This window comes from Streptosporangium sp. NPDC023825, from assembly GCF_040639575.1.
Classification (GTDB): Bacteria; Actinomycetota; Actinomycetes; order Streptosporangiales; family Streptosporangiaceae; genus Streptosporangium.
Window position 1 is genome coordinate 22,107 of the sequence record NZ_JBFAAE010000032.1, and the last position, 22,545, is coordinate 44,651.

Here is a 22,545-nt window from a genome sequence, read left to right on the forward strand (position 1 = left end):
ACGAGGACCGGGGCCCGGCGGGTGCCCGCTACCGGCGAGGCCCGGCCAGCCAGGACCGGACTCCGGAGGGACGCTCGCCGGGCCGCCCCGGGGAGCGGGCGGGTAAAGGAGGGGACGTGGGCAGCCGCACCTCGACGCGCGTCCCACGGACCTGCCCCGCGTCGGCCACCGCGACCGTGCCGCCGTGCAGCACCGTCTGCTGGCGGATGAGGGTGAGACCGAGGCCGGAGCCGGGGCTGCCGGCCCGGCGGTGGAACCTGGTGAAGACGGAGTCGCGTTCGGCGGGCGGTATCCCCGCTCCCGCGTCCTGGACGGCGAGCACGGCGACCTCACCGTCGACGGACAGCGTCACCGTGATCGTGGCACGCCCCCCGTCGTCCGCGTCGTCCGCGCCGTGGATCGCGGCGTTGTCGAGAAGGTTGTCCATGATCATCCGGAGTCCCTCCGCCCACCCTCGTACCACCGGGCCGGCCGCGGGGGAGAAGGCGATCGCGGCCTTCGGGTGGCGGCGTCGTGCCTCCTCGACCGCGACGGCGGTGATCTCGGCCAGGTCGGTGTCGGCGAAGGACTCGGGCCCGACCAGCTCGCCGCGCGCCAGCCGGCGCAGCATCGTGATCAGTCGCTGTGCCCGGCCGTGCTCGGCGCCCAGGTCGGCCACGATCTCGGCGCGCTCCACCGGATCCAGGCCGGGGTGGCCGAGCAGCTCCAGGTTGGTGCCCATACTGGTCAGCGGGGTCCGCAGCTCGTGCGCCACGGTGGCGGCGAAGGCGCGAGCCGTCTCCAGCGCTTCGCCGGTGCGCGTCACCGCCGCGTCCCGCCGGTCCAGCAGGTCATTGAGCAGAGCGGCCAGCTCATCGATCTCGGTGACCCTCGAGGTGGTCGCCAGCCGTGTTCCCCGCGCGGAGGACGCGCCGATTCCCCGCGCCTGGCCGCGGAGTACCGCCAGGGGGCGTACCGCGAACCTGCCGAGAGCGAGACCGGCCACGACGCCCACCCCCGCCGAGACCAGGGTGACCAGCGCCAGCCGGTTGCGGAGCACCCCGAGTTGCCGGTCGAGGTGCTCTTCGGCCTCGAACACCCACAGGCGGCCCGCGCCCCCTCGCGGGCCCAGGTCGGATACCACGAACCGCCATCGCCGCGCGCTGTCGACGAAGGTGGCCGCTCCCTTTCCGGCCACGGCGGGTGTCGTGGCGGGTACCTCTCCCATGTCGAGCGGTTCGCTCCCCGGTACCTCGACACGCATCCCGCCGGGGCTGCCGGCCCCCACGGCGGCGGCCACGGCGAGTCTCTGGGTGATGAGGTCCGGAGGTGAGCCGGGGGTCATGCGGACGCGCCAGGAGTACGAGGTGGCCAGCGGTGCCAGCGCGTACGCCCGCGTCGCCATCCGCTCGTCCCGCTCGGCGCGCAGGTCGTGGGAGACCAGGTTCAGCACGAGCAGGCCGCCCAGCAGCACCAGCAGCGGGACGAGCGCGGCCAGGCAGGCCGCGAACCGGGTGGACAGCCTCATCGTCGCCCGTCCCGCACCACGAACCCGACCCCGCGCACCGTGTGCACCACGCGCGGCTCGCCCCCTGCCTCCAGCTTGCGCCGCAGGTAGCCCACGAAGGTGTCCACGGCGTTGCCGGTCACCTCGAAGTCGTATCCCCAGACCCGCTCCAGCAGCACCGACCTGGACAGTACGACCCCCGCGTTGTACGCGAGGACCTCCAGCAGGTCGAACTCCCGCCGGGTCAGCTCGACCTCCCTGCCGCTCACGGTGACCCGACGGGCGGCCGGGTCGACCGTCAGCGAGCCCACCCGGACCGTCTCGCCGGCTGCCCGCCCTGCCCTGCGCAGCAGGGCACGCAGCCGCAGCACCAGCTCACCGAGGTCGAACGGCTTGACGACGTAGTCATCGGCGCCCGCGGCCAGTCCCGCCACCCGGTCGGCGACCTCGTCCATCGCCGACAGCATCAGCACCGGTACCTCCGTACCGCGTGCCCGCAGGCGGGCGCACACCTCGATCCCCGACAGCCCGGGCATCGACACGTCGAGGACGATCGCGTCGGGCACGGCGCTGCCGGCCAGTTCCAGCGCCCGCTCGCCGGAGTCCGCGGTCTCCACGCCGAAGCCCTCCAGCCGCAGGCCGCGGCGTAACGAGCGCAGGATCGCGGGGTCGTCGTCGACGGCGAGAATCCGGTACCCGGTCATCGGAGGGCTCCCGTGCGTGTCGGTGGTCAGGACGCGTGGTCAGGGCCTCCGCGGTCATGACCCGTTCGGCAGGCCGCTACGCCCGTACACGACGAGGGCCCAGGTTATGCAGCCGAAGGCGGCCACGCACGCCAGCGTGCGGATGAGGTTCCAGCGGACCCATGCCGCCTCGAACCGCTCGCGCACCGCCGCGAGGTCGGCGACGCGGTCGGGGTCCCCGGCCGCGTCGAGCGCGTTGTTGAGCGGCACGTTGATCCCCATCGTGATGGCGAGCATCACCACGTACAGGACGAGCGCGGCCACGATCCAGGGCAGCACGGGCCGCCCGTCCGTCTGGAGGTGGAGTACCGCGGACAGGACGGTCAGCACCAGCCCGCCGCCGAAGCAGGCGGCGAACCAGCCGTTGAGGATCGCCACGTTGATCCGCTGCATCGTGCTGACGAAGGTCCGGTCGTCCACGCGGGCCAGGCCGGGCATGACGGAGCAGGCGTAGGCGTAGAAGAGACCGGCCGTGAGTCCCACGGTGACGGCCGCCGCGACCAGCGCGACGCCTCGGAACAGCAACATCACATTCTCCTTGGCGGTTGGGGGGATCCCGGCGGCGGGATCGGACATGCTCACCGTCGGGTGCTCGGGTGCTCGGGTGCTCGGGTGCTCGGGTGCTCGGGTGCTCGGGTGCTCGGGTGCTCGGGTGCTCGGGTGCTCGCTACGGAAGTGGGACGGGGAGCGGGGCGGGGGCGGGCAGGGAAGCGGGCCGCGCCCGTGCGCGCGATTCCCGCCGCCCCGCCGTCCCGCTGTCAGCCCCAGACCCCTGTGGCGGCGGCCTCGCGCGCGTAGTCGCCGAAATCGCGGGGCTCCCGGCCCAGGGCGCGCCGGACCCCGTCGGTCAGGTGGGCGTTGCGGCCGTCCAGCACGGTGGTGAACAGCTCCGCCAGCTGCGTGGCGTACTCGGCCGGTACGCCGTGCTCGACCGCCCCGGCCACGTACTCCTCGGAGGGGACCGGCACGTAGCGGACCTCCCTGCCGGTTGCCTTGGAGATCTCCGCGGCGGCGTCGGCGAAGGTCAGCAGCCGGGGACCGGTCAGCTCGTAGAGCTGGCCCGCGTGCCCGTCCTCCGTCAGCGCCGCGACCGCGACGTCCGCGATGTCGTCGGCGTCGACGAACGGCTCGGCCACGTCCCTCGCCGGGAGCGCGATCTCGCCGGAGAGGACCGGCTCCAGCAGGTAGTCCTCGCTGAAGTTCTGCGAGAACCAGGCCGTCCGTACGATCGTCCACTCGACCCCGGACTCCTGGACCGTCCGCTCGCTCACCTGGGCCTCCTCCTCGCCACGGCCGGACAGGAGAACCAGCCGCCGGACGCCGCCCTCGACCGCCCGCGAGACGAACGAGCGGATCGTCTCGGCCGCCCCGGGGAAGGCGAGATCCGGGTAGTAGACGACGTACACCGACGCCACGTCCCGCAGCGCGGCCCCCCACGTCGCCCGGTCCTCCCAGTCGAACGGCGGCTTCCCCGAGCGGGAGCCGACCCGCACCGGCAGGCCGCGCGCGGTGAGCCGCTCCACCACGCGGCGGCCGGTCTTGCCCGTGCCGCCGAGGACCAGCGTCGTGTTCCTCCCACGTGTGTTTTCTGTCATAGGACCAGTGAACCGGCCAGGAGTGAGACGGGCCATGGTCGAGAAGCGCAATTCCATGTTTCAGCGTCTACAGTGAAGTCGTGGACGCACTCACCGACTTCCTGGACGGTCCGAGGGCCAGGGGAGCGTTCCTGCTCCGCTCGATCCTGAACCCGCCCTGGTCCCTGCGGATCCAGGACCGGGCGCCGCTCGCCCTGACGGCCATGGTGCGGGGTGAGGCGTGGGTGGTCCTCGACGACGCCGCCCCGGTGCGCCTGGGCCCGGGGGACGTCGCGATCATCCTCGGCCCCGATCCCTACACGGTCGCCGACGATCCGGCCACACCGCCCGACGTGGTGATCCATCCGGGCCAGCACTGCACCACCCTCGACGGGCGAAGCCTGGCCCAGGAGATGGACCTGGGCGTCCGCACCTGGGGCAACGACCCCGACGGGTCGACGGTGATCCTCACCGGCGCCTACCAGATGCGCGGGGAGATCAGCCGCCGTCTGCTGGAGGCGCTGCCACCGCTGCTGGTCCTCCCGGAGGACGCCTGGGACTGCCCGATCATCCCGCTGCTCGGCGACGAGATCGTCAAGGACGAGCCGGGCCAGGAGGCCGTGCTCGACCGGCTGCTCGACCTGCTGCTCATCGCCGTCCTGCGGGCCTGGTTCTCCCGCCCGGAGGCTGGCGCCCCCGCCTGGTACCGCGCCCACAACGATCCCGTGGTGGGCAGGGCCCTGCGCATGCTGCACGGCAACCCGGCGCACCCCTGGACGGTGGCCACGCTGGCCGCGGGGTCCGGTGTCTCCCGCGCCGCCCTGGCCCGCCGCTTCACCGAGCTGGTGGGCGAGCCTCCCATGACGTTCCTCACCGGCTGGCGGCTGGCCATGGCCGCCGACCTGCTGCGCGAGACCGACGCCACCGTCGGAGCGGTGGCCACGCAGGTCGGCTACGGCAGCGCGTTCGCGCTCAGCGCCGCCTTCAAACGCGAACGCGGCGTCAGCCCCCAGGAGCACCGCGCCGGGGTCCGGCGTCCCCGGAGTGAGCACGCCGTCGGCACGCTCGCGCGGTAGGTCCCGGCGGGCGTGCCGGTACGAGCCTCGGCCCGCCGGTCACCGCACCTGGAGAGTCCGCCGACCGCCGCGCCCGGAGAGCCCGCCGACCGCCGCGCCCGGAGAGCCCGCCGGCCGGCGGTGCTCCCCCGGAGCCCTCTGAGGCCCCCTGAGGCCCCCTGGGCCCGCCGGAGCTCACCGGAGGCGCGGAGGAGCCGCCGGAGTCGCCGGGCCGCGCTCACGGCACGTATGCGCCGTGACGGTCAGAACAGCCAGTCGAGCAGGCCGCCCCGGCCGTCGCCCGAGTTGTCGTTCGTCCCGCTGTCCTGCGGCGGCGGTGCCGTCGTCGGCTCCTGACTCGGTGTGGCGGTCTCCGTGGGGGCCTGGCTCGTCGGCGAGGGCGCGGGCTCGGAGGTGATGCGCGAGTTCGGGGACGAGTCCTGCGGTGAGGTCTCCTCCTGCTCGGCCTCCTCGGAGGACGCTGTCGGACGGGTCTCCTTCGGAGAGGTACTGCGGGTCGGCGACGGCCGGGTGGAGGGCTCCTGGGTCCGGGGAGCCCTGGTGGGAGCGGTGGTCGGGGGCTCGTCGGCCGTGGACGGCTCGTCGGACGGCTCCGCCGTCTTCTCCTCGGGCCGGGGTGTCGGCGTCTCCGAGGGCGCCTGCGGCAGGTCGGCCACCGAGCACCGCGCGCCGGGTGCGCACGTGGTGCCGGTCTTCCCGTCCAGGGAGGCGGAGAGCAGCCAGCCGCCCGCGACCCCGGCGATCACGACGCCACCCACGACAGCCAGCAGGATCCTGCTCTTGCTCCTGCCCCTGCGGCGGCGCTCCTCGTAGGGATCGGGGTCCTCGCGCCAGCCCGACCCCAGGAAACCGCGCGACGACGCCGCCTCGTCCTCCTCGCGGTAGAGGGGGCCGTCGGACGTGATGTCGGTGTCCCCTATCTCGCGACGGTCGTCGAGGTAGACCATCTCCCGGGACCCGTCGGCCCGGACGATCTCCCGGGACCCGTCGACGTGGACGATCACCTGGGACCCGTCGCCCGGCGTGAGCTCCGGAAAGTCGATCTCGTTCCATCCGTCCGACAACACGTCGCCGGCGGGACGTTCGGGTTCGTACTGCGCCGGTCCGAGGGGACCGGTCTGCTCGCGAGGGTCTTCCTCGTACGGTCCTTGGATATCGTCGCGCCCCACGATGACCCTCTCTGATGTGAACCTTGGTCGGGCATCTTGATAGCAGATCCGACAGCAACTTGTCCGAAAAGTTCACGTACAGCTGGGAATAATGTGACTTATGGGGTCAAGTGAGGGATCGGTGATGGACCGCGCCATTCTTCGCTGAGCGGCTGGTATCCGGGGCGGGGAGCCGGAGCGATGAGCCATGGCGAGAAACCGGAGCGAGAAGCCGACAAGAGAAGCCGACAAGGGGAGCCGGGAGGGAGAGCCCGCTCCCGCACCGGCGGGGGACACGGGCGTACAGGCACGTCAACGGAATCCGTCCGCACCGTGGCGGAGTACGGTTCCCTCGTGGGAGGAGGAGAGCGCGACGACGCGCCTGATCGGCGGAAAGACGTGCCTGACCCCGGTGGCCGGGGTAGGAAGGGCGCCTAACGTTCTTCTCCGTTCGAGAGCTTCTCCGTTCGAGGGCGGGGGGCTCCACGCTCAAGGAGAGCCGATGACACTGGATTCAACGGCGAATGCGCTGCCCGGACCCTCCCCCTTCCCGCCCATCGCCGACTACGGCTTCCTGTCCGACTGCGAGGTCACCGCCCTGGTCGCCCCGAGCGGGAACGTCGAGTGGCTCTGCCTGCCGCGAATGGACTCTCCCAGTGTCTTCGCCGCCATTCTCGACCGGGGCGCGGGGGGCTTCCGGCTCGGTCCCGCCGACCTGAGGGTGCCCGCCGCGCGCCGTTACCTGCCCGGCACCATGATCCTGGAGACGAGCTGGGGCACCCCCACCGGCTGGATCGTCGTGCGCGACCTGCTGCTCATGGGGCCCTGGCACCACCACGACGAGCTCTCCCACACGCACAGGAGGGCGCCGACCGACTACGACGCCTCCCACGTGCTGCTCCGCACGGTGCGCTGCGTCAGCGGGGAGGTGCAGATCACGCTCGACTGCGAGCCGATCTTCGACTACGGCCGGAGGCCCGCCCGCTGGTCGTACACCGACAGGGGCTACCACCAGGGCGTCGCGACGGCCGAGGGGGAGCCCCTGGAACTGCGGCTCACCACCGACATGCGCCTGGGGTTCGAGGCCGGGCGCGCGACGGCGCGCACCCTCCTCAAGGAGGGCGACACGCGCTTCTGCGCGCTGTCGTGGACCACGCACGAGCCGCCGTACACCTTCCAGGACGCCTACGAGCGGCTCGTGTGGACCGCCCACCACTGGCAGCACTGGCTCGCCAGGGGCGTCTTCCCCGACCACCCCTGGCGGAGGTATCTGGAGCGCAGCGCCCTCACCCTCAAGGGCCTGACCTTCGCCCCCACGGGTGCCCTCATCGCGGCCTCGACCACCTCCCTGCCCGAGACCCCGGGCGGCGACCGCAACTGGGACTACCGCTACGCCTGGATCAGGGACTCGACCTTCGCCCTCTGGGGCCTGTACACGCTGGGCTTCGACTGGGAGGCGGACGACTTCTTCTGGTTCATCGCCGACGTGGCGGAGCGGGACGAGGAACTCCAGGTCATGTACGGCATCGACGGCGAGTGCGAGCTGGACGAGCACGTCCTCGACCACCTCCACGGGTACGAGGGCGCCAAGCCCGTCAGAGTCGGCAACGCCGCGTACCGGCACCGCCAGAACGACGTCTGGGGATCCGTCCTCGACTCCTTCTACATCCACACCCGGTCGCGGGACCGCCTGGACGAGCGGATCTGGCCCATCCTGAAGCGGCAGGTCGAGTCCGCCATCAGGCACTGGCGGGAGCCCGACCGCGGCATATGGGAGGTACGCGGAGAGCCCCAGCACTTCACCTCCTCGAAGGTCATGTGCTGGGTGGCGACCGACAGGGGCGCCAGGCTCGCCCGGCTCAGGGAGGAGCCGGAACTGGCCGTGCGCTGGCAGGGGGTCGCCGACGAGATCCACGCCGACGTGTGCGCCAACGGAGTCAGCGAGCACGGGGTCTTCAGGCAGCACTACGGCACCGACGCCCTCGACGCGTCGCTCCTGCTCATCCCGCTGGTGCGGTTCCTGCCGCCCGACGACCCCAGGGTCCGCGCCACCGTGCTGGCCATCGCCGACGAGCTGACCGCCGACGACCTGGTCCTGCGCTACGAGACGAAGAGCACGGACGACGGCCTGACCGGGGAGGAGGGCACCTTCGCGATCTGCTCGTTCTGGCTCGTCTCGGCACTGACGGAGATCGGGGAGCACACCCGCGCCCGCAGGCTCTGCGAGAGGGTCCTCTCCTTCGCCAGCGCCCTCGGTCTCTACGCCGAGGAGATCGATCCGGTGACCGGGCGCCACCTCGGCAACTTCCCCCAGGCCTTCACCCACCTGGCGCTCATCAACGCGGTCATCCACATCATCCGCGCCGAGAGCGGTCAGATCCCCTCGACGGGCTGGCCGTCATGATCTCGGACTCCCCCTGTGCCCCGCCGTGTTCCTCGCATGTTCCTCGCATGTTCCTCGCGTGGTCCCCGGCGTGCGCCGGCGTGCGAGACCACCCGGATGCCTGGCTAGGCTTTCGGGCATGAACCGTCGGGTGATTGCGATAGTGGTGCTCGTCGGCCTGCTCGCGACGAGCGGTCTGTCCGTGGTGCTGGCCTGGGGGCTGAGCGGCTGAGCCCCGCCGGGTGATGTCGGGTGATGTCGCAGGAGGGCCGGCGGCCGGTTCCGGGAGGTCCCGGAAAGGTCCCGGGAGTGCGCCGGGATCCTGGAGGGCGGCTGATCGGCGAGCGCGTCCGGGCCCGTGGGGCGACCGGAGACATGCGCCCGGATCGAGAGACCCGAGAAAGCGGACGGACGGGGAGATGCGCCCGGATCCGAGAGGGTGGACGACCGGAGGGGTGTCCGGATCCGTGACATCGGCTGATCGGCGGATATGACCGGATCAGTCAGAGGGGACGGCCCGCGAGGCCGCGGTGGCGGTGCGCGGTCGTCGAGGAGCCGAGCCGTCGCGTGCGTCGTTCGACGCCGCGACCGCTCCACGAGGGAACGCTAGGCGACGACCATCGAGTTCTGGCCCGCGGGCGCGCTCTGCTGCTGGGGGTGCTGCTGGGGGTGGGCAGGCTGCCGGTGCGGGGTGGACTGCTCCGCGACGGGCTGGGGCTGCTGCTGGGCGGCCTGCTCCACGGGAGCCTGCTCGGCGGGGCAGGTGCAGTAGCCGTTGGTCACGATCAGGCGTCCTCGTTGCGCCGTGTAGGTGCGAGAGTCGGTGGCGAGGAGAACGCCCGTACATTTATGGCAGACGACGGACTGGCGATCCATGGGCCGGCTTCCTTCCTTGAGGGTAGCCGTCGAACGTCTCTCGGTCCGGCCGGCTGGCTGCTCGTGCCCCGGCGGGAGGACTTGAATCTCCCCGACGAGGTTTCCATCTTACTTCGTAGCACATTGTGATCTTTGCGCCACACGAGGTGACAGGTTGAACCTTGGTGGTGTTGCTTCACAACGGTCTCATGTGAAGCGACCCGGCGGGTGGTGAATGTCCCTCTCTCACCCCCGCCGATCCTCGTCCCAGCGATCTTCGCCGAGCCCGGATCCCCGGCGTGGCCGGGGGTCGTCACGTGCTCAGAACTTTTTTCTTTTTTTCCTGGATCACCGACCGGAACAGCAGCGCGTTGGCCGCCACCGTGATGCAGACCACGCCGAGCAGGAAGCCCCAGCTCACGTCGCTCAGGTGATGCATGCCGCGATACATGCGCGAGTAGGCGATGCCCAGGGGAATGCCGAGGCCGACCGCCCACCACAGCACGTTCAGGATCTTGTAGCGGTGGGTGTGGATGGTCAGCACCAGGGCGATGCCACAGTAGAAGGCGACCGCGGCGCTGGTGTGCCCGGAGGGGAAGCTGGAGGTGGGCGGAGCGGGGTCGAGGTGCTCGACGGCGGGCCGCTTGCGCTCGGCGAAGACGGTCGCCAGCAGGAAGATCGCCGACTGCGAGAAGACCGCCAGCGCCAGGAAGATCGACTCGTTCCAGCGCTTGAAGGCCAGCCGGAAGACGACGGCCAGCAGCGCGGTGCCGGCGATGATCACCGGGGTGTCGGACATGCTCGACACCACATCGGTGATCGAACTCCAGTAGGCCGTGCGCTCTCCGGCCAGCTGCGCGTTGACTCCCTGGTCGTTCGCGATGAGGGTCGTCGTCTGCAGGACCTTGGTGATGAGGAGCCCGACGCCGATCGTCAGCACGGCCATGATGGCCAGTGGCGCCAGGATGAGGCGCGTCACGCCTTTGAAATCCACCGACATTTTCGACATGGCGCGCCAGCTACCCAGAATGACCTCTCCGGAACGCCTCGGGTTCGACGCCTTCCACGTGCGGTTCGGCGGGCCTGCGGCCCTCTCCCCGGCGCCAGGCCTCGAAGCCCGCCGCCGCCCCCACCACGACCGCCACGCCCAGCGCGACCCCCGCGATCACGTCGCTGGTCCAGTGCACGCCGAGCGCCACCCGGGTGTACGCGACGAACACCATGATGGCCGCCGCGACGGCCCAGACGGTGATCCGCGAGGCCGTGCCGCGCAGGAAGGGCAGCAGGATGAGCACGAGGATGCACGCGCCCAGCGCCGCTCCCATCGCGTGCCCGGACGGGAAGGAGGCGCCGGGCGCCCAGGCCACGGGATCCGGCAGAGCGGGCCTGGCGCGGTCGACGATCATCTTGAGGGCGAGGTTCAGCAGGCCGCCGAAGGTGATCGTGGCGACCGCCCAGATCGCCAGGCGCGGCGCGCCCCGGCGCCAGAGCCAGACGGCGGTCAGCACCACCAGCACACGCCACGTCCAGGGACCGAACACCTCGGTCCCCACGCTGAGGAAGGTGGTGTAGCCGGGGTTTTCCAGCGCGTGGGCGTGCAGGCTCAGGGCGATGCTCTCGTCGAGCTCCGTGAGCGGGGAGAAAGAGGTCCTCACGAGGACGAGCAGGATCACGAACGGCACCGTGAAGACCGCCACCGCTGCCAGCGCCATCGTCAGGCGCACACCCAGGCGCAGGTCAGCAGCGTGATCATCAGGATTTCTGTGAGACGGAGGTTTACCCTCGACAAATCTGACCATCGTTCATGGCTACCCGATTTCTCGCGAATATTCCCCGCACGACAGGTGAGGGGCCGGGCCGGCGGGGCCCCGGCACGCGGAATCCATGTGGAATCCGAGGGTGTGGAGGCTGCGAACCGCTGGGATCCCGGGTCGCCGATGCCGATGCCGATGCCGATGCCGATGCCGATGCCGGGGCCGATGCCGATGCCGGGGCTGATGCCGATGGCGATGGCGATGCCGGGGCCGCCGGGCTCCGAGTCCTTCCACGCCGTGTGTCAGGCCGCGTGCCGGGGTTCGCGGCGGGTCGTCCAGCGCAGGACGTCGCAGTGCCGCCGCTCGGCCTCGGCGAGTGCCGCGTCGTCCGCGTAGGCGTCGAGGACGGCCCGCAGCCACGGCATCTGCTCGGTGACGTCGTCCCACGCCCGGGAGGGGTCGTCGAGACCCAGCTCGATCAGCGCGTCCAGGTGCGCGGCGTAGGCCGTCCACCACTGGCGGCTCAGCTCGGCGAGGAACCCGCCCAGCCCGCCGAACTCCCGCTGGATCTCCTCGTCCCACCAGGTGGGGACGGTGACGTCACCGGTGTCGGCGAGGTCGCGGAGCACGAGGGTGGCCAGGGTGCGCCGTCGCCGGGCGATAGCCGAACGTGACAGGATGTTCATGACGCCTACCCTGCCAACCATCGTTTGCCGAATGCTTAACGATGTATTGACGGTGATGTCCAGCCATGGCCATCGGGCCGAGGGGTGGGCCGCTTGGCCGGAGTCGCCAGGCGGCACTAGGCTCTGCTTCGCAGCTCATTCCGCCTTGTGTCCGCGGAGCTACCTCGACATGGAGGAAGCCCGCCCATGACCCAGGTCCATGAATTCTCCCGGCTCGTCGACCGTACCCTGAGCGCTCTCGCCGATGTCCTCGGTTCCGACGGGGCGGCCCTCATGCTGATAGACGACCACGACCGGTTGCGGGCGATCGGAGGGTCCGACGACCGGGGTAGGCGACTGGAGCTGATCCAGGAGCAGATCGGGGCCGGACCGGCCATCGAGACCCTGTCCCGGGGCGAGGACGTCGCCGTCGACGACCTGAGGGCGGCCAGGCCGTTCGGGTTTCCCGGGGTGGCCGCGCGGGTCTCGGAGGTGCGGGCGGTGCTCTCCGTGCCTTTGCGGGCGGAGGAGCGGTTGATCGGCGCGCTGAATTTCTACGACCGGACGCACCATGAATGGCAGCCCGCGAAAGTCCGGACGGGAGAGCGCCTCGGCGAGCTCATGGTGATGGTCCTCCAGACCATGGCTCATAGACCTCCTTTTCCGGGGAAGCCGTAGTGTGCACGTCAAGTAACCAGGTCGACGCTGAAAGGCGCCACACATATGACTCACATTGATCCGGAAGCGCTGGTCGCGAGCCTGAGAAGGCTTCAGACGGCCTCGTCCACCACAGGCATAGTTCATCAGTTGGAGCGTGCCGTGGATGTGGTGAACTCGCTGTTCGGATATGCGGGTGCGGGTCTGATGTTTGCCGAAGAAGGTAAAGATCTCCGCTATTTGGTCGCCACCGATGAGCGGGGACGCAGTCTTGAGGGCGCACAACTCCATCTCGGCCAGGGGCCGTGCGTTTCCGCGTACGAGGAGAATTCCGCGGTGACCTCGAGTGATGTGCGCGTCGATCCGCGCTGGCCGAAGCTCGCCGATCGGCTTCACCCGGAGGTGCGGGCGGTGGCCGGGGTGCCGGTGCGTCTTGGAGGCGAGCCGGTGGGCACCCTGAACGTCTATCAGGCCGATTTTTACGAATGGGACGAGTCGGACGTCCAGGCGCTCTACGGCTACGCGGACGTGATCGAGCAGCTTCTCACCGCCGCGATGGCCGCCGAGGAGAAGAGCGCCCTGGCCGACCAGCTCCAGTACGCCCTCGACTACCGCGTGATCATCGAGCGGGCGATCGGTTACCTGATGGGCAAGCACGACCTGACCGCCACCCAGGCCTTCACCGGCCTGCGCAAGCAGGCCCGCGACACCCGCCGCCGCGTCGCCGACCTGGCGGCCGAGGTGCTCGGGGAGGGGGCGGGCGAAATACGGTGATCCTGCTCACGTCGCCCGAGCCCGCCGGGGACAGGGTCGAGATCGTCGTTCGCGGTGATCTCGACGCGGTCAAGGGCGCCGACCTGCGGCGCGTCCTCGGAGGGCTCGCCGCGGCGACGGTCGAACTCGACCTGGCCCAGGTGGTCTTCATCGACTGCGCGGGCGCGCGGACCCTGTTGCGGGCCGACGAACACATGCGCGGCCTGGGTCAAGAGATGATCATCGTGCGGCCGTCGGGCCCGGTGCTCCGGTTGCTGCGACTGCTGGAATTCGACCGGTACCTCCTGATCGGACACCCCGGAGACGCGGTCGGCGCGAGCCGCACCCCGCCGGGGCACTAACCTGATCGGTGATGTATCGATTCGTCTTCTCGCAGGTCCTCCGCCACCTCGACCCCGAGGACGCGCACCACATGGCGGTGCGCGCCCTCCGCGTCCTCTCGGTGACACCCGTGGTCAGGCGGCTGGTTCACCGCCGCCTCGCGCCACGCGACCCCGCGCTGCGCGTGCAGGCCTTCGGCGTGCACTTTCCCGGCCCGTTCGGGCTGGCGGCCGGCTTCGACAAGGACGCCGGTTGTGTCGAGGCCATGTCCGCCCTCGGCTTCAGCCACGTCGAGGTCGGCACGATCACCGCCCATGCCCAGCCGGGAAACGCCAGACCCCGGATGTTCCGCCTCGTGGGAAACCGGGCGATCATCAACCGGATGGGTTTCAACAACGCGGGCGCGTCCGCCGCGGCCCGGTCGCTGGCCAGGCCCCGGGGAGTCCCCGCGATCGTCGGCGTCAACATCGGCAAGACGAAGGTCGTGCCCGAGTCGGGGGCCGTCGCCGACTACGTGGCCAGCGCCAGGGAGCTCGCCCCCCTGGCCGACTACCTGGTCGTCAACGTCAGCTCGCCCAACACCCCCGGCCTGCGCGACCTCCAGGCCGTGGAGCTGCTGGGCCCGCTGCTGCGCGCGGTGAAGGAGGTCGCCGACGCCACGCCCAAGCGCACCCCGCTGCTGGTCAAGATCGCTCCTGACCTGGCGGACGCCGACGTGGACGCGGTCGCCGACCTGGCCCTGGATCTCGGGCTCGACGGCATCATCGCCACCAACACCACGATCGGCAGGCAGGCGCTGGCCGGCGCGGAGCCCGCGGGCCGTGACCACAGCCGCGAGAGCGGCGGCCTGTCGGGGCGTCCGCTGAAGGCCCGCTCCCTGGAGGTCCTGCGCAGGCTGCGCGCCAGGGTGGGCGATCGCCTGGTGCTCGTCTCCGTCGGTGGCGTCGAGGACGTGGACGACGTCTGGGAGCGCCTGCTCGCCGGGGCCACGCTCGTCCAGGGCTACAGCGCGCTGATCTACGAGGGGCCCCTCTGGGCGCACCGCGTGAACCGCGACCTCTCCCGCCGCCTCCGCCGCCACGGCGTGGTCGACCTCCGCCAGATCATCGGCCGTACCGCGAGCCGGAGCCCCGTGCTCTGACCCGGTCGTGGCAGGAAGCGGCCTGACCCGGTCGTGGTAGGGCACCGCCTGACCCGGTCGTGGCACGGCGCGGCCCGATCACGGCCTGATCTGCTCGTACGGTGATCCGGTCGCGGTTCGATCCGTCCGCGGCCCGATCCCGCCCACGCGCCACGCAGGCCCACGTTCAGCTCAGGTCCTCCAGTTTCAGGTCCTTCAGCTCAGGTCCACGTTTCGCCCAGGGCCGCGACCCGATCCGGTCCACGTGCCGCTCGGATCGTGGCCCGATCCGGTCCGGCCCGATCCGGTCGCGGCGCGGTCAGAATCCTCGTGGTCCGAACCTTTGCGGCGGATCCCGATTCTTCACCCCATCGGGCCGTAAGGCGGATCACGTTATACCCTGGGTGGGTAACCTCAGGACATGGGAGGCACGATGAGCACGACCACATACACCGTCACCGGCATGACTTGCGGCCACTGCGTGAGTTCGGTCAAGGAGGAGGTCGGTGAGGTCCCGGGTGTCACCGGTGTCGACGTCGATCTCGAGACCGGCAGGGTCGACGTCTCCGGCGACTCCTTCGACGACGCGGCCGTCCGCGCCGCCGTCAAGGAAGCGGGCTACGAGGTTCTCGTCTGACGGGGGAGCGGCGCGACACCGCCCTTCTCCACCCCCGTCATCCGTTCCGTCCCGGCCCCTCAGGGGCCGGGAGACCGGGTCACATGCTCGGACGGGTCGAGTCGGCCTCGTGGGTCAGCTTCTCCAGGTGCCTCATGGTCTCGTCCACCTTGACGACCCCCGGGCGGTGGCGCCGGTGGCCGGCGCCGCCCCGCTGCCAGGGACGCGGGCCGGTCAGCGGCCGGTACTCGACGCCGAGCGCGTCGAGGCGGCCCAGGTGCGCCTCCAGCCGGGCGTCGAACCCGTTCCCGGCCGAGCCCGACCAGGCGACCTCGGCCAGCGCGCATCCCCGGGGCCAGGCGCGGTAGTCCACCGCGCGCCCGTCGGGCAGCCGCTCGCTCCACAGCTGGAACTGCGCGCCGAGCACGCGCTCCCGCTCCCCGGCCGTCCACGACTCCGGCGCCGGGACGTAGGCCGCGACGTCCGAGACGGTGATCGCGTCGCCGATCGCCACGGGCTCCTCCTCTGAGGAGGCCTCGGCGTAGTCGAAGTACAGCGGGAAGACCGGGGTCTGCACCACGTCGTGCCCGGCGGCGGCGGCGCGCCTGGCCACCCCCGGCCCGCGCCAGGGCATCACGATCGTGTCGGGCCTGAGCATGCCGCTGACGAACGCCTCGTCCCACACCACCGCCCTGCTGCCGCGCTCGGCCAGCTCGTCCGCGAGCCGGCGCAGGAACCAGGCGTGCAGGTCGCTCACGCTCCCCAGTCCCAGTTCCGCCTGGAACGCGACGATCTCGGGGGAGGCGGCCCAGTCGTCGAGCACGCATTCGTCCCCGCCGATGTGGACGTACGGGGTCTCGCCCAGCGCCTCGGTGATCTCCTCGATCACGCCGGTCAGGAAGTCGACCGTCTCCGGCAGCGGGGACAGGATCGCCGGGGAGATGCCCCAGCGATCCAGCACGGTGAAGGGCTCGGGCCGGCGGCCGCCGGTGGCGCGGGCGTCGAACTCGGGGTAGGCGGCGAGGACCGCCGAGGCGTGTCCCGGCACGTCGATCTCGGGCACGACCGTCACGGCGCGGGCCCGCGCGTAGGCGCCGATCTCGGCGAGGTCCTCCAGCGTGTAGTAGCCGCCGTGCGGGACGTCGTCGAAGGCCGGTTCCTCCCGGTAGTAGCTGGTGGTCGTACGCGGGCGGTGCGCGCCCACCTCGTGCAGCCGCGGGTGCCGGCGGCTCTCGACCCGCCACCCCTGGTCGTCCACCAGGTGCAGGTGGAGGCGGTTCAGTTTGTGGGCCGCCATGATGTCGACCATCCTGAACACCTCGCGCTTGGGCATGAAGTGCCGCGCCACGTCCAGGTGCACCCCGCGCCAGGAGAAACGGGGCGCGTCCCGCACCTGGCCGAGGGGAACGCTCCAGCCCGCCCCGGCCCCGGCCACCGCGCGGAACGCCGCCGCCGGCAGCAACTGCCGCAGCGTCTGGCCCGCGTAGAAGGCCCCGGCCCGGTCTCCGGCCGCGATCCGCACGCCCCCGTCCGTCACGTCCAGGACGTACGACTCGGCGCCGAGCGAGGCGTCGGGCTCCACCGCGATCGTCCCCGCCTCGCCGGGGCGCGGATCGAGCACGGCGAGCGCGAGGCGTACGGCGTCCACCAACTCGGCGGGACCGGAGACGACCACCCCGTGGGGAAGGCCGAGAAAACCGCCGGCAGGAGTGAAAGCGGAGGGAAGCGGCAGGAGGTCCATGGTTTAAATCATGCCAAACCGCCAGAGAAATAAGCCCTTTACCCTGGCGACCCCGGACATGGAGCCAAGAACCGCCCAAGTACCGCGCGGGAGAGCCGGGGGAGAACCCTCGCGCGGTCATGCTGCTGCTCATGTTCCAAGCGTCCAGGCACCCGGCCCGCACACCGCTGGCGGCCCTGGTGGCGATACCGGTGGCGATCATGCTGGCCGCCGGGTGTTCCGCCGCCGTCGAGCGCCCCACCCCGCCCTCGCCCACTCCGTCGGAGTCCTCCTCCGCGGTGCGGAGCGCCGAGGGGGACGGCGACGCCACCGTGGCGGAGAACGCCAGGGAGGGTGATCCCGGCTGGCGGCTGCGCCGGCGCGGCGCCGAGCACGAGATCGAGGGCTTCGCCGACCGGGTGAGCGTGCTGCCCGGAGAGCGTTTCCGGCTGTACGTCTCGACCACCGCCGGCCGCTACACCGTCACGGCCTTCCGGATGGGCTGGTACGGCGGAGTGGGGGCCAGGCAGGTCTGGCGGGCGGCCGGGCTGCCCGGCACGAGGCAGGCGCCGCCCAGGACGATCGCCGCCACCGGGACGGTGACCGCCGCCCACTGGGAACCCGGCCCCGAGGTGGACACCTCGGGCTGGCCCGAGGGCTCCTACCTGATCCGGCTGGACGCCGCCACCGGGGGGCGGCGCTACGTCCCCCTCACCGTCAGGTCCGCCTCCACCCGGGGACGCCTGGTCGTCGTCAACGCGGTCACCACCTGGCAGGCGTACAACGGCTGGGGCGGCCGCAGCCTCTACGAGGGGCCCGGCGGCTTCGGGGACAGGTCCCGGGCGGTCAGCTTCGACCGCCCGTACGACGCCTCAGGAGCGCGGCTCTTCCTGGACATGGAACGCGACGCCATCGAGCTCGCCGAGCGTCGCGGCCTACCGCTCGCCTACGTCACGAGCCTGGACCTGGACCGTGACCCGCGCGTTCTCGACGGGGCGAGGGGCCTGGTGTCCCTGGGGCACGACGAGTACTGGTCGCCGGGCATGCGCCGCACCGTCGAGGCCGCCCGGGACCGCGGCACCAACCTCGCCTTCCTGGGCGCCAACGCCGTCTACTGGCGGGTCCGCCTCGCCGCGACGCGCCTGGGCCCGCGCCGCCTGGTCGTCTGCCACAAGGACGCCGCCGAGGACTCCGGGACGATCCTGTGGCGCGCCACAGCCAGGCCGGAGAGCTCCCTGACCGGCCCGATGTACGACTGCTTCCCCTCCGAGTCCGCCTACGTGGTCAGACGTCCCGGCAACTGGATCTTCAGGGGGACCGGGGTGCGGCGCGGCACCACCTTCCCCGGGATGGTGGGTGTGGAGACCGACAGGGTCGGCGCGGGCGTGCCGCGCCCGATGGAGGTCCTGTCGGTGTCCCCGGTGGACTGCGGAGGCCGCGCCACGGTCGCGCACAGCGCCTACTACACCGTGCCGAGCGGCGCCGCGGTGTTCAGCTCGGGCACGATGCGCTGGGTGTGCGCCATGCGGGGCGCCCGCTGCGGCCACGGCGTCACGGACCGGGCCGGGGCCTTCGTCCGCAGGGCGACGGGGAACATCCTGCGCGCCTTCGCGGCGGGTCCGGCCGCGCGCCGCCACCCGGCCCGCGACAACCTCGAGGCCCTGGGCCTGGGCGGCCCGCCGGGCCGCTGACGCGGGTTACCGCTGCAGGTACTGCTGCAATCCGTTGGCCAGGGAGAGCGCGATCTTCTGCCGGAACGCCGGCTGCTGGAACTTGGCCGCCTCGGTGGGGTTCCTCATGTTGCCGGACTCGATGAAGATCTTGGGAACCGTGGAGAGGTTCAGGCCGCCGAGGTCGTTGCGATAGTCGAGGGCGTTCTTGCCGATGTAGGTGGAGTACGACAGGCCGGTGCCGCGCCTGAAGGCGTTCCGCACGTCCAGGCCGAGCTTGCTGGAGGCTTTGACCACCGGGTCGACCGGGCCGCCGATCCTCTCCGGCATGATCACGTGGAAGCCGTGGTCGGCGGCGTTCGCCCCGTCGGCGTGGATCGAGATCGCCGCGTCCGCCTTCGCCCTGTTGCCGATCGCGGCCCGCTGGGTGATGCACGGCCCGACGCCGGAGTTGCTGTCGCGGGTCAGCTTCACCGTCGCGCCGCGGCTTTTCAGGATCTTGGCCAGGCGCTGCGAGACGTCCCAGGTGAAGGCCGCCTCGCTGTAGCCGTTGTCGGTGGCGGTGCCGGTGGTGTCGCAGGCCTTCCACTGGGTCAGGACGTTGACCTTCTTGTTGATCTCCGCGGGGTGGCGGTAGTTCTGCCCGTTGTGGCCGGGGTCGATGACCACGATCTTGCCGCTGAGCGGCTCGTGACCCTCGCCGCCGCGCCCGGCGGCGGAAGTCGCGGTGGGATCGCCCGCCGCACCGGCCGCCGGGCCGGTCAGGGTCTCGGCGGCGCCGTCGGCCGCCGGGGCCGCGGCCGTTCCGGCCGCGTGAGGGACGAGCCCGCGCTCGCGCGCGAGGTCCGCGCCCGCGGCGGTTCCGCCGCAGGCGGCGACGCCGAGCCCGCACAGGACAAGGGTCGCCGCGAGTGCTTTACCGGTCACGCTCATCGCCCCCAAGGAAGTCGTCGACCACCCAACTTACGTGGCCTGAGGGCGTGACACGGCCGTTGTCGCGATATGTGCCCGCCCGTCACAAGGCGTGAGGTGCTTCCCCGTCAGGGGTGCCTCCCCCTCAGGGGTGCCTTCGCGTCGGAGGTGCTTCCCCGTCGGAGCTGCTTCCCCGTCGCGGAAGACGGAAGGCGGTGCGGGCCCGTCACCAGGCGTGCTCGCCGACCTCGAGCTTCTGCAGAAGCGCGGCGAGCTCCCTGGCGTCCTCGGCGTCCAGCCCGAGGACCACGCGAGGCCGTCCCCAGGGATGGTCGATCGAATGGGCCACGTAGCTGGCCACGGACTCAGCCCCGGCGTCGCCGTTGCGGCCCCGGGCGGCCCGCCAGTGCGCCCACGCCCGCTCGAGTTCGGCGGCGGCCCGCTGGGCGCATGACACCAGTTCCGGATCACGCATTGTTACCCCCCTCGTCTCGGCCAGAGTCAACACGGGCGGCGCGCCGCCGTTCACGATGTTGACCCGGTTTTGGGGAGGTCATGGAGCCTGCCCGGGCGTGCTGTAACGCTCCAGGCAGGCTCTTTAACGTTCGGCGGAACTCGTGCTGTGCCGTACGACCAGCTGCGGCGCGACCTGGCGCAGGCGCGAGGTCTTGCCGGGGTCGCCGATCCGGTCGTTCAGCAGCGCGGCGGCGGAGCGGCCCATGGCGCGGCGCGGCTGGTCCACGGTGGTCAGCGAGATCGGCTGGGTCCCGGCGCGGTGGATGTTGTCGTACCCGACCACGGACAGGTCCTCGGGCACCCGCAGGCCCAGCTCGGCGGCCGCCGACAGCACGCCCATGGCCACCAGGTCGTTGGCGGCGAAGATCGCTGTGGGCCGGGGGTCACGCGTGAGCAGGCTGTGCGCCGCCCTCGCGCCGCCCTCCTCGCTGGACTCGCCCTCCTCGACCATGATGTACGGCGCCAGGGAGTGCCTGCGCATCGCGACCAGGTAGCCCTCGCACCGGAAGCGCCCGGAGGAGATGCCCGAGGCCTCGATGTGGGCGATCCTGCGGTGACCGAGCTCCACGAGGTGGTCGACGGCGAGGCGGGCGCCGAGCTGGTCGTCGTCGACGACGATGTCCACGCCGCCGAGGTCGATGTCGCGCTCGCCCACCACCACGGTCGGCGTGTAGCCGGTGGCCTCGATGAGCGTCCCGCTGGTGGGCGCGATGCCGAGCAGGACGAGCCCGTCGACGCGCAGCTCGAGGAACGCCTCGACCGCCTCGTCCTCGAAGGCGGGGTCCCACTGGCTGTTGCCGATGAGGAGTCTCAGCCCGTCGCCGTGCAGGCTCTCCTGCAGGCCGTCCAGGAACTCCGCGTAGAACGGGTTGTGCAGGTCGGCGACGAGCGCCCCGACCAGGTGGGTGCGGCCCTCGACCAGGCTGCGCGCGACCGCGTTGGGCCGGTAGCCGAGGTCTCTGGCCGCCTGGAGCACGGCCTGCCTGCGATGCTCGCTGACGTGGGGCGATCCGCGCAGGACGAGCGAGACCAGTGATTTGGAGACACCGGCTCGTTCGGCCACGTTGCGGATCGTGGGTCTCGGGCGTGGCCCGCCGCCCCCCTCGGACAGAACGGGTTCGGCGAACCCGCGGGCTCGGGTGACGGTGGTGTTGACCGGCGGTCCTGACATGGCTCTCCCCCGCGATGGTGGATGGGCACCTGTCACTCAAAACGATCGAGTTCCGAATGGGGTACGGCTTGCGCGGAAGGGAACTCCGATCTTGACCCCGGCGCCGGGCGGATCGGCTCCGATAGGCTTCGCGGTGTGGGGTCGACATCCGGAGCCGCCGAACGGGCGAAACCCGCGGCGGGCGGCGCGCGACCGGCGCGGCGCAGGCTCACCGTCGACCGGCGCCGCGAGGAGCTCATGGCGGCGGCCCTGGAGCTGTTCAGCAGGCGTGACGCCGAATACGTGTCGATCGACGACGTGGCCTCCGCGGCCGGCGCGTCGCGGGCCCTGGTCTACCACTACTTCGGCGGCAAGCAGGAGCTCTACGTCGCCGCGCTGAAGAGCGCCGCGGCCCAGCTGGAGGCGAGGCTCAGACCTCAGGGCGGACAACCGCTGGACGAGCTGATCGGGGGCCTCACCCGCTACTTCGACTTCGTCGAGGAACACGCGACGGGCTTCGCCGCGCTGCTCAAGGGCGGCCCCGCCAACAGCAGCGGCGAGATCGGGGAGGTCGTCGACGCGGTCAGGCACCGGCTGCTCAAACTGATCATGAAGCAGATGCGGGTCGAGGAACCGGGCCCCGTGCTCCGCGTCACGCTGCGCTCGTGGATCGCCTCCGTCGAGACCGCGGGCCTCGACTGGCTGGAGCGCCGCGACATCGAGCGGCCGGCGCTGGAGCGCATGCTGATCGGTCAGATGGTGGCGCTGCTCGGCGTGGCGGCCGAGCACGACTCGCAGGTCGGCGAGTTGCTGGACAACCTGGTCAGAGGTGGATCGAGCCGCCCTGCGGACCGGGAGAGGCCCGGGGCGGACGGCTGAGAGAAACCCCCTGGAAGGTGCTTCCGAACCCTTCAGAGCACGCGCTCGGTCGTTCGGAGCACGTGCCGGAGGGCGGGGTGCGTGCTGGGGCGGCGCCGGGCGGGCGACGCCGCTCCCCACAAACCCGTGTGGCCTACACGCTCAAAGGGTGAGCGCGCACCAATCCCCCTAGGTCAGTGACGGCCCCCGTCTTACTCTGAGCGCTGCTGCGGAATCCCCGCGAGCAGCGCGCGAACCTCAGTCTCCCGGTACCGGCGGTGTCCACCCAGGGTGCGGATGGACGTCAACTTGCCCGCCTTCGCCCACCGGGTCACGGTCTTGGGATCGACGCGGAACATGGTTGCGACCTCCGCCGGGGTGAGCAGCGGCTCTGCCTCGGGTGTACGAGCTGACATTTGTGCGGCCTCTCCTCCATGTGGACCGGCGACAGCGATCCTGCGACTTGACGCTTGTCACGGATGTCCGCCTATGGCCCTTGCGTGCGGCTGTTTGGGCCATATGCGGCATCACCCGATGTGACCATACA

General features: G+C 71.4%; 23 protein-coding genes. 9 read left to right on the forward strand and 14 right to left on the reverse strand.

Going from position 1 to position 22,545, the window contains the following annotated elements; genetic code table 11:
* Positions 1 to 28: 28 nt before the first annotated feature.
* The 4 genes from AB0G15_RS25565 to AB0G15_RS25580 all read right to left on the reverse strand — a co-directional run bounded on the left by AB0G15_RS25565 (position 29) and on the right by AB0G15_RS25580 (position 3,824).
* Positions 29 to 1,507: a HAMP domain-containing sensor histidine kinase gene (locus AB0G15_RS25565; protein WP_362844366.1), complete on the reverse strand. Its 1,479-nt coding sequence runs from the start codon at positions 1,505 to 1,507 to the stop codon at positions 29 to 31.
* Complete coding sequence (locus tag AB0G15_RS25570; protein ID WP_362844368.1) at positions 1,504 to 2,190, reverse strand: response regulator transcription factor; 687 nt, start codon at positions 2,188 to 2,190, stop codon at positions 1,504 to 1,506. The genes AB0G15_RS25565 and AB0G15_RS25570 overlap by 4 nt, the downstream gene beginning before the upstream one ends.
* Before the next feature lie 54 nt (positions 2,191 to 2,244).
* Positions 2,245 to 2,757, reverse strand: coding sequence for an anthrone oxygenase family protein (locus tag AB0G15_RS25575; RefSeq protein WP_362844371.1), 513 nt, complete (start codon positions 2,755 to 2,757; stop codon positions 2,245 to 2,247).
* A 230-nt stretch (positions 2,758 to 2,987) separates the two neighbouring features.
* Positions 2,988 to 3,824 carry an NAD(P)H-binding protein gene (locus tag AB0G15_RS25580; protein WP_362844374.1) on the reverse strand — a complete coding sequence of 279 codons (837 nt, stop codon included), beginning with the start codon at positions 3,822 to 3,824 and terminating at the stop codon, positions 2,988 to 2,990.
* An 80-nt stretch (positions 3,825 to 3,904) separates the two neighbouring features.
* On the opposite strand from AB0G15_RS25580, the gene AB0G15_RS25585 reads away from it, so the two are divergent.
* Positions 3,905 to 4,879 carry an AraC family transcriptional regulator gene (locus tag AB0G15_RS25585; protein ID WP_362844377.1) on the forward strand — a complete coding sequence of 325 codons (975 nt, stop codon included), beginning with the start codon at positions 3,905 to 3,907 and terminating at the stop codon, positions 4,877 to 4,879.
* Positions 4,880 to 5,121: 242 nt separating this feature from the next.
* Here AB0G15_RS25585 and AB0G15_RS25590 read toward each other — a convergent pair whose 3' ends face one another.
* Positions 5,122 to 6,048: a hypothetical protein gene (locus AB0G15_RS25590; RefSeq protein ID WP_362844379.1), complete on the reverse strand. Its 927-nt coding sequence runs from the start codon at positions 6,046 to 6,048 to the stop codon at positions 5,122 to 5,124.
* A 481-nt stretch (positions 6,049 to 6,529) separates the two neighbouring features.
* On the opposite strand from AB0G15_RS25590, the gene AB0G15_RS25595 reads away from it, so the two are divergent.
* The gene (locus tag AB0G15_RS25595) at positions 6,530 to 8,431 is read left to right on the forward strand and encodes a glycoside hydrolase family 15 protein (protein WP_362844382.1); all 1,902 of its coding nucleotides are present in this window, start codon (positions 6,530 to 6,532) and stop codon (positions 8,429 to 8,431) included.
* Positions 8,432 to 9,016: 585 nt separating this feature from the next.
* Here the strand turns inward: AB0G15_RS25595 and AB0G15_RS25600 are convergent.
* The 4 genes from AB0G15_RS25600 to AB0G15_RS25615 all read right to left on the reverse strand — a co-directional run bounded on the left by AB0G15_RS25600 (position 9,017) and on the right by AB0G15_RS25615 (position 11,705).
* Positions 9,017 to 9,286 carry a hypothetical protein gene (locus AB0G15_RS25600; protein ID WP_362844384.1) on the reverse strand — a complete coding sequence of 90 codons (270 nt, stop codon included), beginning with the start codon at positions 9,284 to 9,286 and terminating at the stop codon, positions 9,017 to 9,019.
* A gap of 292 nt (positions 9,287 to 9,578) precedes the next feature.
* Positions 9,579 to 10,244 carry a phosphatase PAP2 family protein gene (locus AB0G15_RS25605; RefSeq protein WP_362844386.1) on the reverse strand — a complete coding sequence of 222 codons (666 nt, stop codon included), beginning with the start codon at positions 10,242 to 10,244 and terminating at the stop codon, positions 9,579 to 9,581.
* Between the two features lie 40 nt (positions 10,245 to 10,284).
* Positions 10,285 to 10,977 carry a phosphatase PAP2 family protein gene (locus AB0G15_RS25610; protein WP_362844389.1) on the reverse strand — a complete coding sequence of 231 codons (693 nt, stop codon included), beginning with the start codon at positions 10,975 to 10,977 and terminating at the stop codon, positions 10,285 to 10,287.
* 344 nt (positions 10,978 to 11,321) lie between these two features.
* Positions 11,322 to 11,705 carry a hypothetical protein gene (locus tag AB0G15_RS25615; RefSeq protein WP_362844392.1) on the reverse strand — a complete coding sequence of 128 codons (384 nt, stop codon included), beginning with the start codon at positions 11,703 to 11,705 and terminating at the stop codon, positions 11,322 to 11,324.
* Between the two features lie 186 nt (positions 11,706 to 11,891).
* Here AB0G15_RS25615 and AB0G15_RS25620 point away from each other — a divergent pair, with 186 nt between their 5' ends.
* The 5 genes from AB0G15_RS25620 to AB0G15_RS25640 all read left to right on the forward strand — a co-directional run bounded on the left by AB0G15_RS25620 (position 11,892) and on the right by AB0G15_RS25640 (position 15,193).
* Positions 11,892 to 12,362 (forward strand): GAF domain-containing protein, encoded by a 471-nt coding sequence (locus AB0G15_RS25620; protein WP_362844395.1) that lies wholly within the window; start codon positions 11,892 to 11,894, stop codon positions 12,360 to 12,362.
* 45 nt (positions 12,363 to 12,407) lie between these two features.
* Entirely contained in the window at positions 12,408 to 13,115 is a 708-nt protein-coding gene (locus tag AB0G15_RS25625) for a GAF and ANTAR domain-containing protein (RefSeq protein ID WP_362695668.1), read from the forward strand.
* A complete protein-coding gene (locus AB0G15_RS25630; RefSeq protein ID WP_362844398.1) occupies positions 13,112 to 13,456 on the forward strand; it encodes an STAS domain-containing protein in 345 nt (114 codons plus the stop codon). Before AB0G15_RS25625 ends, AB0G15_RS25630 begins: the two co-directional genes overlap by 4 nt.
* A gap of 11 nt (positions 13,457 to 13,467) precedes the next feature.
* Complete coding sequence (locus AB0G15_RS25635) at positions 13,468 to 14,577, forward strand: quinone-dependent dihydroorotate dehydrogenase (RefSeq protein WP_362844400.1); 1,110 nt, start codon at positions 13,468 to 13,470, stop codon at positions 14,575 to 14,577.
* Positions 14,578 to 14,989: 412 nt separating this feature from the next.
* Positions 14,990 to 15,193 carry a heavy-metal-associated domain-containing protein gene (locus AB0G15_RS25640; RefSeq protein ID WP_362844402.1) on the forward strand — a complete coding sequence of 68 codons (204 nt, stop codon included), beginning with the start codon at positions 14,990 to 14,992 and terminating at the stop codon, positions 15,191 to 15,193.
* A gap of 79 nt (positions 15,194 to 15,272) precedes the next feature.
* On the opposite strand, the gene AB0G15_RS25645 is transcribed toward AB0G15_RS25640, so the two are convergent.
* Positions 15,273 to 16,913 (reverse strand): beta-N-acetylhexosaminidase, encoded by a 1,641-nt coding sequence (locus tag AB0G15_RS25645; RefSeq protein ID WP_362844405.1) that lies wholly within the window; start codon positions 16,911 to 16,913, stop codon positions 15,273 to 15,275.
* A gap of 131 nt (positions 16,914 to 17,044) precedes the next feature.
* Here AB0G15_RS25645 and AB0G15_RS25650 point away from each other — a divergent pair, with 131 nt between their 5' ends.
* On the forward strand, positions 17,045 to 18,583 hold the full coding sequence (locus AB0G15_RS25650) for a N,N-dimethylformamidase beta subunit family domain-containing protein (protein ID WP_362844407.1): 1,539 nt from the start codon (positions 17,045 to 17,047) through the stop codon (positions 18,581 to 18,583).
* Positions 18,584 to 18,589: 6 nt separating this feature from the next.
* Here AB0G15_RS25650 and AB0G15_RS25655 read toward each other — a convergent pair whose 3' ends face one another.
* From AB0G15_RS25655 to AB0G15_RS25665, 3 genes are all read right to left on the reverse strand, one after another.
* Entirely contained in the window at positions 18,590 to 19,489 is a 900-nt protein-coding gene (locus AB0G15_RS25655) for an N-acetylmuramoyl-L-alanine amidase (protein WP_362844409.1), read from the reverse strand.
* Between the two features lie 211 nt (positions 19,490 to 19,700).
* Entirely contained in the window at positions 19,701 to 19,949 is a 249-nt protein-coding gene (locus AB0G15_RS25660) for a hypothetical protein (protein ID WP_362695682.1), read from the reverse strand.
* 123 nt (positions 19,950 to 20,072) lie between these two features.
* Entirely contained in the window at positions 20,073 to 21,161 is a 1,089-nt protein-coding gene (locus AB0G15_RS25665) for a LacI family DNA-binding transcriptional regulator (RefSeq protein ID WP_362844412.1), read from the reverse strand.
* A gap of 135 nt (positions 21,162 to 21,296) precedes the next feature.
* Between AB0G15_RS25665 and AB0G15_RS25670 the strand changes: the two genes are divergently transcribed.
* On the forward strand, positions 21,297 to 22,019 hold the full coding sequence (locus tag AB0G15_RS25670) for a TetR/AcrR family transcriptional regulator (protein WP_362844415.1): 723 nt from the start codon (positions 21,297 to 21,299) through the stop codon (positions 22,017 to 22,019).
* 191 nt (positions 22,020 to 22,210) lie between these two features.
* Here AB0G15_RS25670 and bldC read toward each other — a convergent pair whose 3' ends face one another.
* The gene (gene bldC, locus AB0G15_RS25675; protein WP_013133571.1) at positions 22,211 to 22,414 is read right to left on the reverse strand and encodes a developmental transcriptional regulator BldC; all 204 of its coding nucleotides are present in this window, start codon (positions 22,412 to 22,414) and stop codon (positions 22,211 to 22,213) included.
* Between the last annotated feature and the right edge of the window lie 131 nt (positions 22,415 to 22,545).

Bases quoted from the DNA above. Each gene is read 5' to 3' on its own strand.
- AB0G15_RS25650 (WP_362844407.1), top strand. From the start codon at position 17,045: ATGTTCCAAGCGTCCAGGCACCCGGCCCGCACACCGCTGGCGGCCCTG.
- AB0G15_RS25625 (WP_362695668.1), top strand. From the start codon at position 12,408: ATGACTCACATTGATCCGGAAGCGCTGGTCGCGAGCCTGAGAAGGCTT.
- bldC (WP_013133571.1), bottom strand. From the start codon at position 22,414: ATGTCAGCTCGTACACCCGAGGCAGAGCCGCTGCTCACCCCGGCGGAG.
- AB0G15_RS25565 (WP_362844366.1), bottom strand. From the start codon at position 1,507: ATGAGGCTGTCCACCCGGTTCGCGGCCTGCCTGGCCGCGCTCGTCCCG.
- AB0G15_RS25635 (WP_362844400.1), top strand. From the start codon at position 13,468: ATGTATCGATTCGTCTTCTCGCAGGTCCTCCGCCACCTCGACCCCGAG.
- AB0G15_RS25620 (WP_362844395.1), top strand. From the start codon at position 11,892: ATGACCCAGGTCCATGAATTCTCCCGGCTCGTCGACCGTACCCTGAGC.
- AB0G15_RS25645 (WP_362844405.1), bottom strand. From the start codon at position 16,913: ATGGACCTCCTGCCGCTTCCCTCCGCTTTCACTCCTGCCGGCGGTTTT.
- AB0G15_RS25595 (WP_362844382.1), top strand. From the start codon at position 6,530: ATGACACTGGATTCAACGGCGAATGCGCTGCCCGGACCCTCCCCCTTC.
- AB0G15_RS25640 (WP_362844402.1), top strand. From the start codon at position 14,990: ATGAGCACGACCACATACACCGTCACCGGCATGACTTGCGGCCACTGC.
- AB0G15_RS25600 (WP_362844384.1), bottom strand. From the start codon at position 9,286: ATGGATCGCCAGTCCGTCGTCTGCCATAAATGTACGGGCGTTCTCCTC.
- AB0G15_RS25580 (WP_362844374.1), bottom strand. From the start codon at position 3,824: ATGACAGAAAACACACGTGGGAGGAACACGACGCTGGTCCTCGGCGGC.
- AB0G15_RS25575 (WP_362844371.1), bottom strand. From the start codon at position 2,757: ATGTTGCTGTTCCGAGGCGTCGCGCTGGTCGCGGCGGCCGTCACCGTG.
- AB0G15_RS25665 (WP_362844412.1), bottom strand. From the start codon at position 21,161: ATGTCAGGACCGCCGGTCAACACCACCGTCACCCGAGCCCGCGGGTTC.
- AB0G15_RS25615 (WP_362844392.1), bottom strand. From the start codon at position 11,705: ATGAACATCCTGTCACGTTCGGCTATCGCCCGGCGACGGCGCACCCTG.
- AB0G15_RS25660 (WP_362695682.1), bottom strand. From the start codon at position 19,949: ATGCGTGATCCGGAACTGGTGTCATGCGCCCAGCGGGCCGCCGCCGAA.
- AB0G15_RS25570 (WP_362844368.1), bottom strand. From the start codon at position 2,190: ATGACCGGGTACCGGATTCTCGCCGTCGACGACGACCCCGCGATCCTG.
- AB0G15_RS25610 (WP_362844389.1), bottom strand. From the start codon at position 10,977: ATGGCGCTGGCAGCGGTGGCGGTCTTCACGGTGCCGTTCGTGATCCTG.